This window comes from Nostoc foliaceum FACHB-393 (assembly GCF_014698505.1).
Taxonomy (GTDB): Bacteria; Cyanobacteriota; Cyanobacteriia; order Cyanobacteriales; family Nostocaceae; genus Nostoc; species Nostoc foliaceum_A.
Window position 1 is genome coordinate 46,838 of the sequence record NZ_JACJTD010000001.1, and the last position, 15,424, is coordinate 62,261.

A 15,424-nucleotide genomic window follows, 5' to 3' on the forward strand; every position below is an offset into this window, starting at 1 on the left:
CGTAACGCGCCATCAAAAATTTAAGGTGTGTTCCGCTTTAGCAGTAACACACCCTACAATTTAATTTTCTAAACCTGACTCAAAACCTCTCTCCGGTTTTGAGTTTTATTCTCCTTACAGCGGTTCTCGTTTACGTGAGGTACACCCGTAGGGGCACGGCACTGCCGTGCCCCTACACCTAGCGATATAATGTTGTACCGCATCTTAGTGGGAACCGCTATATATTGTTGGGAAGGAGTTAGGTTTAAGGTTAAGGTTTATATTTCCTATTTACCTGTCACCTTTTCAATAACTTCTTTGGCTTTTTCACCAAAACTTTCTGGGGGATTTTGTTCTTGTTCAGCCTTCAAATTCCTTTCGTAAGTTTTCTCTAGAGTATTAAGATTTTCTGAATCTTTTATTGCTTGCTCATAAGCTTCTTGTCGTTTTTCTTCTTGAACGCCAACACCTGGATCATATTCGTTAGCGCGATTGATTTTTTCTTCAGAATTTGGTTTATACTCTGGGGGTATTAGCTTTAATTCTTCAAGAGTAGTTGCATAACTAGCCTGCTGAACGAAAATGAATGAACCTGACAAGCTGATGAAAATAATTAAGCCAATAACCAAAAAGCTTGAACGTAACGCTTTCTTTAAAGTTAATAGAATTTTTTGCACGGAAAACTCCTCCTGTTGTTCTGTTATAAGCCTTGCTCATGTATAAATATATTCAATATTTAAGGCTCACAGGCATCCTAAGTGTTTAGGTACAGTTTTTCCTTCTACCGCAAGATATATTAATTTTTACCTATAGTTAAGTTGATGCTATTGAAACCTTTTAGCCCCTAGCACTACTTAGATTTTTGTAATACTCAAATTGTCGTACTTAACGAAATTCTGCCCAGAACTTTAGTTCTGGGGTAATAATTCAAGTTCACTGAAGTGGACTGAAATTTTCACTCTATTATAGATAGCCAGCTAACATAGCTAAAAATCTTGTCTTGAGTGTTCTCTTAAATGACCTCTATAGCGGTTCCCACTCAGATGCGGTATAACATTATATCGCTAATTATAGGGGCACGGCACTGCCGTGCCCCTACTGGTGTATCACGTAAACGAGAACCGCTATAACTATTAGCTTCAAAATTAATTTTGAGATGAGATAGCAATGAAACGCGAGATTAATGATCAAACTTTGAGCTTACGTGCTTAACCCAAGCGAATTAAGCTATAACCAAGTGTGATTAATTTTAATTCCTCGGCTTTGCATTACATCTTCAAATAAATTTGTTGGTAGTGCTTCTTCAACAGCAAAAACACCTGGTTTCTTGAGTTTACCTTCTAGCAATAACTGGGCAATACTACCTGTACCACAACCAGAAGCAGCCGCTGTATTTTCATGCACTATAGTTGAGCAATAAACGGCTGTTTCACCATTTTTTTGCCCTGTAACTTCTGAACGAACTGCTACACCAATTCCACTAAAATTATTAGTAACATCTGTCATGGAATGGCTGACATGAGACAGAAATTCAATCATGTAACGGCGTTGCATTAACCACTTTGGAAAAACGTGTGCTGCAATCCAAGTTAAATGATTGTAAAAATCGGGAACAGATCCAAACTTAGTAATTACAGTTTTTACTGATGGGAAAGCTTTGGGCAGCGTAAAGGTTTCTGGCATATCAAACCAGTAAACTCCGCTGAGTCCATAGGGAGGTGGAAACTCAACTAATTCTCTTTCACTATAAGGTTTAATTAACTCCCATTTTCCATCTATCCAAGTCTCAAAAGGATACTGTAACCCCAGAAAAGTTGTCCGCATCACTGTAATGCCAGCACCACCAGAACCAGAAACCAAATAACTTAAATGGATCTTTTCTGGTTTATCAAATTGTTCAACACCTTGACGTACCATGCTGTTAGAAATACCAGGAAAAATGCCAGTATTAATAATTGCAGTTACACCAGCAGCAGCAGCCTGTTCATGATAATTCAGAGCTTTGCTGGTATAAGAACGATGGTCGCTGACATCTACATAATTAACGCCTTGAGAAATACAGGTTTCGAGAACATTAGTATCTCGATAATGAAATGGGCCAGCACAATGAATGACTAAATTAGAGTTTGCGATCGCATCTCGCAACTTGTCAACTTCTGCCAAGTCCAATACCAAAAACTGCACCTGTCCTCCCGAAGACAAGCTAACAGCCTTCCCAAACTCCGCAGAACGTCCAGTAATTGTAATTTTAGCCTGCGTATGGGTAGCAAGATCCTGAGCAACACTGCTACCAATCCGCCCCCGTCCACCAAGAATTAAAACGCTGTCTGTCATTACTCCAGATTAGCAACACTAACCTTATTTCATCAGTTTTCCATCCTATTTGCCATCGGTTACAAGTATGATTTATACCATTTCACGAAATTTCTGCTTTTATTGTTGTAAGCAAGTTAGTAGTAAAGACTAAAAAATAACTTGACAATGTACTACATTTGCGCATCAATTTGCCTGACTACTGTTAACGCCGAATAACTCACCCCAGCAGTACCTTCCCCTGGATGGGTGGAGTCACCAACTAACCACAGATGCTGGATGGGTGTACGATTGGCGAACCCGAAGGGGCCAAAGGTCGGAATCCTTTGACCTATGCCACCGACTATACCGCGATCGCGGGCTGTGAAATGGGCAAAGGTGCGGGGTGTTGCGGCTTCTTGATAAATAATCGTTTCTGGTTTGAGATAGAAGTATTGGGCAAGACGAGCGATCGCTTCTTGGGTAAACTTTTCTTTTAGTCCTTCATAATCTTCAGTCTGCCACCACTGTGCAGGATCGACAAATGAAGAAGCGATAATTGTCGCTTTCCCCTCCGGTGCGCGACCATCTCCAGGATGACTGACGGAAACAAACAGGGAATTATTCTCGCCAATGGGGCCATTGACATCGTACAGAAATTGGAGGTGAGGAGGGCATCCAGGCGGAATCGCGCTGGCATCTACACCCAAATAAACCACAAACGCACCCGATGCTTGGGGCAGTTTTTTCACCCGATTTTTATATCCAGATGGTGCTTGTTCTCCCAATAACTGCACCAAGTTTTGTACGGTGACATTGGTAACTATGTGGTCGGCGGCTTCTGTCCAGACTTCGCCGGTTTTCTGATTTCTAATTACTACAGCAGTAGCTTTGCCATTCTCTACTTTGATTTTTTCTACAGTGTGGCGCATCAATAGTTTGCCGCCATCTCTTTCTAAGGATTGTACCAAGCGATCGCTTAATACTTGCATACTTCCCTGGAGGTGAAACAATCCTTGGGGCAGTTGGGATACACTCAACGCTGTGGCGGCATAAAGTAATGCTGTCTGTTCTGCATCCACCTGGGAGTATAGCTTCAGTTGCAAATCTAAAAAAGTTCTCAGTCGTTGGTCATTTCCTAGTCCACATAACCGTAAAGCATCTCCTACCGTAAACAAAGTGAAGGGTACGGTAATTAATGTACTGGGACGCACCGCTTGCGTTAGCTGCCAAAAATCCCATAAATTACGTGGTGGTAGCACAGGATCACGTCCTTGAAATTCCCAACTGGCATCAAATAAAGTTGCCATCAATTGCCAGAACGGTTCGCTACCGGGAAACTGTTTTTGTCGTTCCTCTTGCCATTTCTCTTGGTCGCGCCAAACATTAATCGGTGTGCTTTCCCCAGGTAAATACACTGCACAAGCAGGATCACAAGGCGTTGCTTCCGGTAAATCAATTTTCAATTCTGAGAAAATGCGGTGATGAATTCCCCCTGGTTCCAACCCCGCCACCTGAGTTGCGCCCACATCAAAGGTAAATCCCTGCCGTTTAAACGTCGAAGCACAGCCTCCTGGTACGAGGGCCTGATCCAAAATTAAGACGCTGTAACCTCTATGAGCTAATAATGCTCCAGCAGTCAGTCCACCTATTCCGGCACCGATAACAACAACACGAGAGTTACTTTTGTCAAGAGAAATGCTGGACATTGATTAGTTTATTTAAAATTCTTCATATTTCTACTCATAATTTTACCTTAATCTCAAAGTTAAATGGGATGCGATCGCAGATAGCTGTGCGCTCCTACCGTGTATTTTTGCCGTTCGCCTAAAGCTCGTAGAAAGTCTCCAGGTTGGAAACCAGGAAAACCACGACAACGTAGAATTCGCTATTCGATAGTCAAAAAAAGTACAACTAACCCCCGCAACAATCAACGAAAATCTTTTTATACCAATTTAATATGAAGTTGCATAGAAAAGGGCTTCTAAAATAAAGTTATAAGAGGAAACAGAAATTACCTGCTTAATTATTCTTCGTCTCAAGAATGAATCTGTAACAGCTAATTAGCTCTCTCTTCCCCTTTGCCAAAACTGCCGTAAAATCTCCCCAGGTTTACGATCCCAAGTGTCTATATGCTCGTATATCAAGTTATCTTGATTTAGTTTATACGTTGAATAGCCATTAAAAAGCAAATCTGCTTTCCAAGGAACGCGTAACACTCCTCGCACTGTCCACTTTGCTAAAATAGTGTCTTCGGCTGACTGAGATACTTCATGCACATCAAAGTAAATATTGGTAAAAAATAGCCTAGCGTGAAATCGCAAAGTCCAAAATATAATGCGATAATTAAATTTGTATTTAAATGTATTTACCGGATCTTTAAAGTAGATATCCTGTGTATAAATATCATAGGAGATATCTTTTTCAAAAAGTGTTGGTAAATCCTCTTTTAAAGTCTTAATTACCTGTTCTACCGATAATTGAGATTCCACGCGCATTTTTCCTTAAAAAATCTTTTTTAACAACCTTTCCACTCCTCGCCAAATAGAAGATGTCTTCTTGTTATCTACACCACCCGCACTCAAATCTGACAGAGTGGGAAATGATGCAGACTTAGCATAAGGGCCATTTCGCAAAACTTTCGCTAGGGTATTGTTATTCTCGCGCAAACCTTCGTAAAAAAAGAATACCTCTCCTTGAATGCCAAGTTGGCGATTGTATTCAATTGCCTGCACCAGATATTCTGGACTAATGCAATAAGAACCAAGCTTCATCAGTATTCCCGGTGCTAACTTCGGCAGTGTCGCATCTGTGAACTGCTGGTTTATTAGTTTATCAGCGATCGCTTGATAACTCCTAAAATCACGGCGATAAATCTGCGGCTGAATCATATCAACTATTCCCCGGTTCAGCCATGTGGGGGAGTCTTGCAGATATTCCTGGAATGCCCAATCATAAATATTAGGTGCGATCGCTACTAGCAAATTAGGATTAACTGCTTTCACCTCCCCGTAGAGACGCGCCAAAAAGTCAGTCAGAATATCTGCACGCCACTGTAACCATTGCCTATCCTTAGGGTTCTGTGGCGGATTGCGATCAAATTCCTGGCGATAGCGGGTGATAGTTACCTCGTCATAGCCACCTTCACAGGGTAATGCAGGGAAGCGATCGTCTCCTTGAACACCATCCACATCATAATTCTTCACAACTTCCAGCACCAAGTTCAACAAAAATTCCTGTACCTGTAAGTCGAGTGCATTCAACCACTCAAAGCCGTTTTTCTTCAGTAAGTTACCGTTACAATCACGCGCAGCCCATTCCGGTTTTTTTTGTAAAAGTACACCACCATTCAAATTGTAGGAACTGGCAAAACCGTATTCAAACCAAGGAATAACTTTCAACCCAACTCGCCGCGCCTCAACTACCACTTCTTCCAAAGGGTCGCGGCCTACAGACATAGGATCAATTTCGACTCCAAATGTCTGCTGCATTGTTTGACTAGGATATAAAGTTACTGCCTTGTTCCAAACAACGGGAAACACCACATTAAATCCTGTCTCGGCCAGAAAATTCATCGCCTCAGCAATACGTTCCTTTGACCTGAGAACTTTACTATCAGTAGTGGTCAGCCAGATACCACGGGTTTCTATTGCCATTTCTATAAATTGAAATTCTCGGCACTGCACCATCTAAACATTGACTAGCCGACGATAACGTGCCTGTATGATTGTGTAAATGGCATAGGCAACCAAACCTAACGCCACAATACCCAAAAGCCATGCTCCATAAGGCTGTTGTGCTAGAGTCTGTAATACTTGATCCAAACCTTGTGCGGTAGCAGCGTTCGATTGCCTTGCAGCTTCAATTAAAAACCAACCGATAATACAAAATACTATACCCCTTGCCGCTAAACCAAATCTGGAAATCCTCATTACCCATTGGGCTTCTTTGTTGCTTAATTCAGTTAAATTGAGTTCTTTACGAAATTTGCCACTAAAAGCTTGATAAAACTGATAGAAGCCTAGAGCAATTACAAACACCCCCACAGTTCCAACTAGCCATTGACCAAAGGGTTGAGAAAGCAAACGTGCCGTCCAATCTTCAGTAGAATCACTACTATTTTTAGCGCTGCCTGTACCCATAACGATTTGCACAGCACTTAAGGCTAAACTTGCATAAATCAGTCCATTGACTGCGTAACCAATTCGCACTGCCAAACCTTTGGCATCATTACCTTTATTTTCTGGGTCTTTAATTGCCTGTACAAAACGCCAGATTACGTATCCAATCAAGCCAATTGCAACTAAAGCCAGCAAAAATTTACCAAATGGCTGGTTGACGATTGTTTGGAGAGCGCCTTGGGTATCAGTTGTTTTACCACCCGTGCCAAAAGCTGCCTGTGCTGCCAGTAGTCCAACTATACCGTAAACTACTCCCTTAGAAACATAGCCAAATCGTCCCAGTCGCTCAACCCACAATGAAGCATGGTTTGCCAACTGTTGTGTCATGGTAGTTGTGGAGAATTATTATATCTACCTTTTACCAAAATTTACCCACGATTCACATCTACCCCAGGGAAAATAGTCTAATTTTTTTGCAAAAAGTCCCTATCGTAATACTGTCTTTTAATAGATGTGAGGCTGCTCAAAAAATATTACACTTATTAAGCACAGTATTATTATTTAGTATTTTTTAATGCTGAGTTTGGATTAATTATGTCTTTAATAGAAAGCTCTTGGAAACACGAATATATAACTACCAATGGGGTAAAACTACACTACGTTACCCAAGGTGAAGGGCCATTAATGTTGATGTTGCATGGGTTTCCTGAGTTTTGGTACTCTTGGCGGCATCAAATACCAGAATTTGCTCAAGATTTTAAAGTTGTCGCCATTGACTTGCGTGGTTACAACGATAGCGATAAACCAAATGATCAATCAGCTTATGTAATGGATGAGTTTATCAAAGATGTTGAAGGAGTAATTAAAGGATTAGGATACCAAAAATGTGTTTTAGTTGGACATGATTGGGGAGGTGCGATCGCTTGGAATTTTGCCTATGCTCACCCCGAAATGCTAGAGCGATTAATTATCCTTAACCTGCCTCATCCTGCCAAATTTGCCCAAGGTTTACGCACTCCCCAACAGTTGCTACGTAGCAACTACATATTCCTATTTCAACTACCGTGGATACCAGAATTACTTTTACAATCTTCAGACTACCAAGCAATTGAAACAGCTTTTAAAGGTACAGCAGTTAACAAGAGTGCTTTCACCAAAGCAGATATTGACGCATATAAAGATGCTGCTGCAAAACGCGGTGCCCTCACAGCAATGTTGAACTATTACCGCAATATTTTTCAGCAGAGAATGCTAAATCCCAATTGGGGCATTCTGGAAGTGCCAACACTAATGATTTGGGGAGAAAATGATACTGCACTTGGCAAGGAACTAACCTACGACACCGCAGCCTATGTTAGGGACTTTCAAATTAAGTACATTCCCCATTGCGGCCATTGGGTGCAGCAAGAACAGCCTGAGTTGGTCAATCGGTATATGCGAGAATTTCTGACGGCTTAATCTAACAGTATTTATTAAAAAGTATAAATACTTATCAAAGTAGCCAAATTATGGCGAGTAGTGCAAGCTTTTAAAAAGATTTAATAGTGATTTAACACTGGCAGTTTTTTGGGGATTGTCAAGTAAAAATCGCCAAAAATCAGAATTAACGGCATTTGTTAGATTATCGTTATCCCTGTCTCATATCACAACTAACTTGTTAGTAAATAGATTGACCTTATGAAGTTTAATGAGATAATAGAGTTGTGAGGGACAGAACGGACGCAACTTGATTATTTAAGGGGGAAAATTATGAAACTCCAGCTATTAGCGGCCATGGCCTTAGCAACTCCCCTATTTTTCACTAGCTCGGTTAAAGCCGAGAATCCGCAGGATTTACAAAAGCTGCTTTCAACTGGGGAATGTATCCAGTGCAATCTAGCGGGAGCTAACCTCAGTGGCGCTCATTTAATTGGTGCTGACTTGAGAGGCTCGAAGCTCCAAGGAGCCAACCTTGTAGGGGCTAACCTCGAAGGTGCTGACTTAACTGGTGCAAATTTGGCAGGTGCTAACCTAACATCAGCTTATGTAGCCAATGTAAATTTGAAGCAAACCAACCTCAACGGGGTAAATTTTACTCGCGCTATGATTCACGATTCTAATGTGTATAAAGCATCAATGAATGATCTCAATCTCACTGATGCCGAAATATTTAACACTGGAATCGGGATTGGTGGAGAAGATGCCGAGATTCCCGATTGGGACTAGGCTGAACTGAGTAGGCAGGTTAAAATAAACACAACATCAGAGAAACTGGTTTTTTGCCGGTATTATCCTTAAAATCTGTCTATACAAAAATAAAAAATGAAACCCCTCTGCTTTGTAATGACTTTACTATGACGAAAGCAGAGGGGTTTTCTTATTGGGGCTGAATCGAATATCCGTGCAAAAAGTGTAATTTAGGCTGAAAATTATTGCTATGTCTAGCTTTCAGGCTTTTCATTAGAGGACTTGGCTTTGTGAAAGACCCGAAACGCGGAGATATTCAAGATTACCCCTAGTGTAATCTTGAGTGCCGATGCTGGAAAAATGCCAACAAGCATTCCTCCAATGATGGCTCCAATCACCGAACCAACTCCCATAGGCGCTATGGTATTGCTCAAGGCTGTACGATCTACAAATGCACCTCGATTAGCATATTTAATAACCCCTACCAGTACAGTTGGTAAGCTAACTAGAAGACTGGCTGTACCTGCTGTCTTAATATCTGCACCAAAAGCGAAAACAAGTGTTGGGATAATTACTTCACCCCCAGCAACCCCAAGTAGATTGCTTACCAGCCCAATTGCTAGTCCAAATAAGATACCTGCCAAAATGCGCCAACTGAAAGCAGGGGGTAGAAGGGCTGGTATTTGTTGAGGTAGAAAACCCTCGACTATCAAGGCAATGCCAATGACTACCAATAGCACCAAGATGATTCGCTCAAGCTGTTCGTTTGAGAGTTTTCCCGCGACCGCCACCCCAAAAAAAGCAGTGGTAACCGCTCCGGCAATCAAGGAGAAGATTACAGGCAGCAATGGAATAACGGGGCTGAAGGAAAGCGTACTGCCCCGGATTACCAAGGATGCAGCAATCGTAATCAAGCTGACAGCCAAGTTCAGAGGTACAGCCTGCCGCACTGAATAGCCCAATGTTCCAGCCAGGACTGGCAGCCGAAACTCTGCGCCTCCCAAGCCAATCAGCCCTCCTAACAGCCCAATTGGCACGGCATAAAGAAAGGATAATCGGAAACGACGCACTTCCAAGCTTGTAGTTGTAGGCTCCGGCGCAGACGAGTTATTCTTTTTCATCAATTTTCTGCTTAGGTCTTTTCCTCGTTAAACTACTCGTGGTTGACTGTTTGCAAAGAGTTGATGCGAGTAGGGACGTTGCATTGCAACGTCCCTAAAGAAGTGTTGTTTAATTTATAGGAGCACTAACTAAACCATTGTGCCTGAGCAAAGCGATCGTACTTGGTTCACGACCCCGGAAAGTTTTAAACACCTCCATTGGATGCTGACCACCACCAAGCGCCAGCACCGTATCCCGATAACGCCGACCTGTAGCTTTTATAGCTTCCTCATCTTCTAGCCCAGCTTCTTCAAAAGCGGCAAAAGCATCAGCGCTCAGTACTTCAGCCCATTTGTAACTGTAGTAACCTGCTGCATAACCACCCTCAAAAATATGTCCAAAAGCACATAAAATTGAATCTTCTGGAAGCGGTGGTAAAACGGTAGTAGTCTTGGCTATGCGATGACGCACATCTGACGGGGTTTCATCACTACCAGGGTGATAGCGGTAGTGTAGTTCTAAATCAAGACTGCTCAGGTGGATTTGCCGCAACATGGCAGTACCACTCATATAATTACGCGCTGCTAGCAGCTTTTGATAATAATGCTCCGGTAGGGCTTCACCAGTTTCGTAATGCTTCGCCATTCCAAACAAAGTGGGTCGCTCATAGCACCAGTTTTCCATAAACTGACTAGGTAGTTCCACTGCATCCCATTCCACATTATTGATGCCTGCGGCTCCGGGATAATCAACCTTGGTGAGCAGATGGTGCAATCCATGACCAAACTCGTGGAACAAAGTCTCTACTTCATAGAAAGTCATCAAACTAGGTTTACCATCTACGGGAGGACTTTGATTACACACTAAATAAGCTACAGGTAAGCGGATGGCAGCGACACCATTTTCAGTGATTTTGGCCCGATTGATGCACACATCCATCCAAGCACCACCGCGTTTCTCGGCTGGACGGCTGTAAGGGTCTAAGTAGAAGTAGGCTATGGGAGAACCAGTTTCGTCAACAATTTGGAAATAACGAACATCTTCATGCCATACTGGCGCTTGACCATCGGCAGAGGTGACAGTAACGCCAAACAGCCGCTTGACTAGTCCAAATAAGCCGTCTAAGACTTGGGGAAGGGGGAAGTAGGGACGCAATTCTTCAGCGGTAAAGGCAAATTTTGCTTCTCGTTGGCGTTCTGCCCAAAAGCTGATATCCCAGTGTTTTAAATCCTCAGCTTCTGCTGCTCCCTGTGTTGCTGCAAAAGCTTTGAGTTCTTCCAAGTCTTTGACAGCAGCATCATAACTAGCGCGGCGTAGTTCTTCTAATAGGGCGTTGACTGCCTCAACGTTGGGAGCCATTTTACTAGCGAGGCTCAATTGGGCAAAACTTTTAAAGCCTAGTATATCTGCGAGTTCTTGGCGCAACTTCAAAATGCGCTCAATTAAGGGGTTGTTATCCAAATCGCCACCAGAAGCGCGGGTGATATGAGCTTTGTAGAGCTTTTCACGCAAATCTCGACGGGTGCTGTGTTGCATGAAAGGGCCATAGCTGGGGAAGTCCAAAGTAATCCGCCAGGGGCCATTTTCTGGCGTGGCATTGCTTTCGCCAGCTGCACGAGCACCTTGGGCTGCTAAACTCAGTAAGCTTGGTGGTAAACCGTCAATTTCCGCTTGTGTTGTTAGGGTTAAGCTAAAGGCTTTAGTGGCATCAAGTACATGGTTAGAGAATTTGGTAGAAAGTTCTGCTAACTCCATTTGTATAGCGTTGAAACGTTCTCTTGACTCCCCTTCTAAGCCAACACCAGAAAGTTCTGCATCTCGAATGGCGGCTTCTACAATGCGCTGTTGGGCTAATTCTAAAGTTGCCCAACCATCACTGGTACGGAGTGCCTTAAAAGCATTGTAGATGGGTTGGCTTTGACCGAGCTTATTGATAAATTGTACTACTAGTGGCTGTACGATTTCATGAGCTTCGCGCAGTTCTGGGCTATTTTTAACACCCATTAAATGATTTACCACCCCCCAACTCCAGGTAAGCCGTTCTGTCAGCTTTTCTAAGGGTTCTACTAAACCACTCCAAGTAGGCTCTACACTAGCCTCTAAGGTGGTAAGCTGCTGATCAAGTTCTGCCAACAACTGATTAAAGGCTGGTACTACTCGTTCTGGTTTAATCTCTGCAAAGGGAGGTAAACTAGTGCCTTGGAGTAAGGGATTGTCGGAAATAATGGTACTTGCACTCATGGTTTTGTATGAACTGCGAACGAATAAAAATCAATAATGATTTTTATTTATATATCTTCTAATGTAGCGATCGCTGTGCTCAATAATCTTGCCATTCTGACAAAAAGGTAAAAAAAGCAAGAATTACTCAGAAAATTATCCTGATACAGCTATTTTGTTTGGCTTGTGAACAATATCTGGCGGCGTGACAGTTCCAGAAATATCAGCGAAAGTCATCGTATACATTTGCGATCGCCTATGGTGGGTGCTTCACACCATCACAGAGTGCAATTACTTACTTGAACCTGACTAAAGGCGATCGCTAAAAGACATCATCATGTACTATGTCAAACAGGTAGCTCGTCCGCCAGCATGGGGGTTACCCTGAAAGCGCAGTTTAATCTCAAGAAGCCCGCGCTTTCAAGGCGTGAGAGTGTCCAATTAACTTAGCGTGATCGAGCGTCCTTGCCGAACCGAAAAAGTAGGCTGTATATTTATGATTTTATTTGGCAACTCATCTTTTTACTCGTAAAATCGAAGACAAGATCAAGGTCAGTAGAAAAGAGTCCCTAAATTAATGAATACGTTAATCAGTCAGGATGGAAGAGCTATCACTAAATTTCAGATGGTAGACCGGATAAATGATATCGTTTGGCAAGCTCACCAAGGTAGCGTTGCTGCGATTATTCAGCTATTGAATGAAAAGCTAGCCAAGTCTGGTGTCAGAACTAGAGCCATTTTTTCTGATGGTGTCTTACAACTTCTGTGTGAGGCGGCTAGGGTAGAGCAACTTGAGCAATCTCCCCTCGTAGAACAAATCCAGCAAATTCTTGATTCCATCGCCCCGCGTCACATTCGCCGAGTCAATATCAACAGTCGGATTGTTCGGGAACAACAATTACTTTGGTTAAAAGAAATAGATAGCGATCGCGAAAATCAATTGCTTTGGTCACAGGAAATTACATTAATTCAGCCTAATATTGTCAAGCAACTCATTAAAGATTTCACAGAAGCTCAAGCTGAACTAGGAAAACCAAGTTTTCCTAAAACTCCAGTTTCTCGTCCTTTAGTACTTATTAATCAAGAAAAACACAAAAATAAGCCTAAAACCAAGATATTAGCAGCGGCTGGTTTATGTTCACTGTTGTTGCTTAGTTGGGTTGTTTATGCCCAGTTAGGTAATAAAGTGAAAAACCTAATGCAACTAGAAACTTCTAAATCTTTAACTACAGAAAATACTAAAGAGAAGAAAGCCCAAACACCATCCCATGCTCCTAACAATAGCCTTTCTGAAGCATCTGATGACCCATTTGCAATATCTGTGAGAATTGCCAACCAAGCTTCTGCATCTGGTAAAACAGCCACAACCTCAACTCAGTGGTTAGAGATCGCCGCTAAGTGGCAACGGGCTTCAGATTTAATGGGCACGGTGCCACAAAACCACAGCCGTTATCAGGAAGCTAAGATTCGTACTCAACTATATAAGAAATACAGTGAGGCGGCACAAAATGAAGCCGATAAGAGTAAATCTTAGATTTTTATTATTGGAAAAAAATCGACCTTATTAACAATAAGACCGATTTAATCAAGCGGATAAATTTGTAGGGCCAATCTAAAATCCAAAATATATATGTCCCCTAATTCAGGAGTTCTCCTGTTTCTTGCAGGGAGTGCAAGCGGCGGTAAATGCCCTCATGACGCAAGAGTTCATCGTGGCTACCCACTTCTACAATCTTTCCTTGCTCCAGAACCACAATTTTATCGGCTTCTCGCACTGTGCTTAAACGATGGGCAATCACGATGGTTGTACAAGTGCCCTGAATCGATCGCATTGCTAACTGAATTGAACGTTCAGATTCATAATCTAAACTAGAGGTGGCTTCGTCAAAAATCAGCACGTCTGGTTCCACTAGCAACGCCCTAGCAATTCCTAACCGTTGTCTTTGTCCTCCAGATAACCTGACACCTCGTTCCCCGACGACGGTATAATAACCTTTTGGTAAATGCTGCACGACTTCATCAACTCTGGCAATTCTACAGGCTTCCTGAACCTGCTCCAAACTAGCATTCGGTCTGCCGTAGGTCAGGTTATCTAATATGGTACCGTTGAAAACGTCTACTTCTTGGTGAACGATCGCTAATCGCCGTCTATACTTACCCACATTCAAAGTCCGAATATCTTGACCATCAATGAGAATTTGACCTTCTTGAGGTTCAAAATATCGCAACAGCAATTTCACTAAAGTAGACTTACCAGAACCGGAACGCCCCACTAATGCCACTGTTTGGTATGGCTCAATCAACAAGTTAATATCTTGCAAAACTTGACGCTTGGCATCATATCCAAAACTCAGGTGCGACAACTCAACTTTTCCAGTAAATTTATAAGGTGATTCTGTCTGGTTGTTCTCTTCTAAAAGACTAGCTGAATCAGATGCCGTAGGCTCTTGCAGAAATTCGTGAAACCGCAGCATGGAAGAATAACGACGGGCAAAAACTTCTGCCAAGCTACTAATAGGTTCTAATTCGGCATATGCCATGCTAGAAAGAGTTAAGGTCATGACAAAGTGACCGAGAGAAATTCTCCCATTTACTGTTGCTGCTAGAGTCAAACCCAGAATTGTAAACACACAAAACTGAATTACAGTTCTTTGCCAAGTACCCAGTATCGTATAACCTTTGTGGATGCGATAATCAAGTACTGTTAGTTCACGATCTAAACGTTGCTTTTGCCGTTTCAGTTCCCTTCCTTCTGTAGCAAATGCTTTCACCGTTTTGATATTAGTGATCAATTCGGAAGTGCGGCTTTCGGTGTCTTCTCCATATTTATCCAGACGACTTTCATACCCAATTAGCTTTTGTAAATTCTTCAAGCTGAAGCTGAGAATAATTACAAAGGAAATTAGATATAAAATTGCAATCCGCCACTCAATGAACAAGATAAACACAAAAATCCCCAATACACGAGCCAGTTTAGGAATCAACTGTCCGGCGATTTCGGGATACACCCAAGTGTGGTTAGCAACACCTCTAGCTACTCTTCCAGCAATCCGTCCAGGGTTATTTTCATCATAAAATTCTAGTGGGAGAGTGAGAACTTTAGCGATCGCTGTTTCGTTGTTATCTCGACGCGATCTGAAAGCTATATCCCAATGAAACCAATTGGTTAACCAGGGTTGTGTTGGTGCTTTCACTACGGTGACAACGAATATTAAACCCAGTAACACGCCTAAAGATAGAGCTTTATTAACTGGGTAATTGGTGATGTCAGAAAAAGTTGCGATCGCACTTTGAAGTGGTTTATCCAAAGGTTGATCAGACAAAACGTTTAAAATCTGCCCGATCGCGTAAGGTACAACTAAATCAATAACTTCGTAAATGCTAGATGCTGTAATACTGAAAACACTCAGCTTCCAGTAAGAGCGAAAGTAATTGACAATATCTCGAAATTTTGCCATGATGCACACCGTCCAAGAGCGCGATCGTAAACTTGGAATTTATATACTACAGTTGTATTACAAAGTAGTCAAGAGCTATAGATTTAA

At 42.2% G+C, this 15,424-nt stretch carries 12 protein-coding genes; 3 read left to right on the top strand and 9 right to left on the bottom strand.

The features are described 5' to 3' along the window. Window positions 1-266: 266 nt before the first annotated feature. From H6G92_RS00185 to H6G92_RS00210, 6 genes are all read right to left on the bottom strand, one after another. The gene (locus H6G92_RS00185) at window positions 267-656 is read right to left on the bottom strand and encodes a hypothetical protein (protein ID WP_190889582.1); all 390 of its coding nucleotides are present in this window, start codon (window positions 654-656) and stop codon (window positions 267-269) included. A 550-nt stretch (window positions 657-1,206) separates the two neighbouring features. Beyond that, the gene (locus tag H6G92_RS00190) at window positions 1,207-2,313 is read right to left on the bottom strand and encodes a saccharopine dehydrogenase family protein (RefSeq protein ID WP_190889584.1); all 1,107 of its coding nucleotides are present in this window, start codon (window positions 2,311-2,313) and stop codon (window positions 1,207-1,209) included. 152 nt (window positions 2,314-2,465) lie between these two features. After that, window positions 2,466-3,980 (bottom strand): C-3',4' desaturase CrtD, encoded by a 1,515-nt coding sequence (gene crtD / locus H6G92_RS00195; RefSeq protein ID WP_190889586.1) that lies wholly within the window; start codon window positions 3,978-3,980, stop codon window positions 2,466-2,468. 354 nt (window positions 3,981-4,334) lie between these two features. Continuing rightward, window positions 4,335-4,763, bottom strand: a complete 429-nt coding sequence (locus H6G92_RS00200; RefSeq protein ID WP_190889589.1) for a DUF2358 domain-containing protein — start codon at window positions 4,761-4,763, stop codon at window positions 4,335-4,337. Between the two features lie 12 nt (window positions 4,764-4,775). Further along, the gene (locus H6G92_RS00205; protein WP_190889591.1) at window positions 4,776-5,927 is read right to left on the bottom strand and encodes a glycoside hydrolase family 10 protein; all 1,152 of its coding nucleotides are present in this window, start codon (window positions 5,925-5,927) and stop codon (window positions 4,776-4,778) included. A gap of 33 nt (window positions 5,928-5,960) precedes the next feature. Continuing rightward, window positions 5,961-6,779, bottom strand: a complete 819-nt coding sequence (locus H6G92_RS00210; RefSeq protein WP_190889593.1) for a DUF1206 domain-containing protein — start codon at window positions 6,777-6,779, stop codon at window positions 5,961-5,963. A gap of 207 nt (window positions 6,780-6,986) precedes the next feature. On the opposite strand from H6G92_RS00210, the gene H6G92_RS00215 reads away from it, so the two are divergent. Beyond that, window positions 6,987-7,850 (top strand): alpha/beta fold hydrolase, encoded by an 864-nt coding sequence (locus H6G92_RS00215; protein ID WP_190889596.1) that lies wholly within the window; start codon window positions 6,987-6,989, stop codon window positions 7,848-7,850. A 291-nt stretch (window positions 7,851-8,141) separates the two neighbouring features. Beyond that, entirely contained in the window at window positions 8,142-8,597 is a 456-nt protein-coding gene (locus H6G92_RS00220) for a pentapeptide repeat-containing protein (protein WP_190889598.1), read from the top strand. 215 nt (window positions 8,598-8,812) lie between these two features. Here the strand turns inward: H6G92_RS00220 and H6G92_RS00225 are convergent, their stop codons facing one another. Both H6G92_RS00225 and H6G92_RS00230 read right to left on the bottom strand, forming a co-directional pair. Continuing rightward, entirely contained in the window at window positions 8,813-9,679 is an 867-nt protein-coding gene (locus tag H6G92_RS00225; RefSeq protein ID WP_190889601.1) for a sulfite exporter TauE/SafE family protein, read from the bottom strand. 109 nt (window positions 9,680-9,788) lie between these two features. Continuing rightward, complete coding sequence (locus H6G92_RS00230) at window positions 9,789-11,900, bottom strand: M3 family metallopeptidase (protein WP_190889603.1); 2,112 nt, start codon at window positions 11,898-11,900, stop codon at window positions 9,789-9,791. Window positions 11,901-12,504: 604 nt separating this feature from the next. On the opposite strand from H6G92_RS00230, the gene H6G92_RS00235 reads away from it, so the two are divergent. Then, window positions 12,505-13,413: a hypothetical protein gene (locus H6G92_RS00235; protein ID WP_190890092.1), complete on the top strand. Its 909-nt coding sequence runs from the start codon at window positions 12,505-12,507 to the stop codon at window positions 13,411-13,413. A gap of 103 nt (window positions 13,414-13,516) precedes the next feature. Here the strand turns inward: H6G92_RS00235 and H6G92_RS00240 are convergent, their stop codons facing one another. Continuing rightward, window positions 13,517-15,337 carry an ABC transporter ATP-binding protein gene (locus H6G92_RS00240; RefSeq protein WP_190889605.1) on the bottom strand — a complete coding sequence of 607 codons (1,821 nt, stop codon included), beginning with the start codon at window positions 15,335-15,337 and terminating at the stop codon, window positions 13,517-13,519. Window positions 15,338-15,424 lie beyond the last annotated feature (87 nt).

Coding starts and splice junctions, on each gene's coding strand:
- H6G92_RS00190 (WP_190889584.1), bottom strand. CDS start 2,313: ATGACAGACAGCGTTTTAATTCTTGGTGGACGGGGGCGGATTGGTAGC.
- crtD (WP_190889586.1), bottom strand. CDS start 3,980: ATGTCCAGCATTTCTCTTGACAAAAGTAACTCTCGTGTTGTTGTTATC.
- H6G92_RS00205 (WP_190889591.1), bottom strand. CDS start 5,927: ATGGCAATAGAAACCCGTGGTATCTGGCTGACCACTACTGATAGTAAA.
- H6G92_RS00210 (WP_190889593.1), bottom strand. CDS start 6,779: ATGACACAACAGTTGGCAAACCATGCTTCATTGTGGGTTGAGCGACTG.
- H6G92_RS00215 (WP_190889596.1), top strand. CDS start 6,987: ATGTCTTTAATAGAAAGCTCTTGGAAACACGAATATATAACTACCAAT.
- H6G92_RS00220 (WP_190889598.1), top strand. CDS start 8,142: ATGAAACTCCAGCTATTAGCGGCCATGGCCTTAGCAACTCCCCTATTT.
- H6G92_RS00225 (WP_190889601.1), bottom strand. CDS start 9,679: ATGAAAAAGAATAACTCGTCTGCGCCGGAGCCTACAACTACAAGCTTG.
- H6G92_RS00230 (WP_190889603.1), bottom strand. CDS start 11,900: ATGAGTGCAAGTACCATTATTTCCGACAATCCCTTACTCCAAGGCACT.
- H6G92_RS00235 (WP_190890092.1), top strand. CDS start 12,505: ATGGTAGACCGGATAAATGATATCGTTTGGCAAGCTCACCAAGGTAGC.
- H6G92_RS00240 (WP_190889605.1), bottom strand. CDS start 15,337: ATGGCAAAATTTCGAGATATTGTCAATTACTTTCGCTCTTACTGGAAG.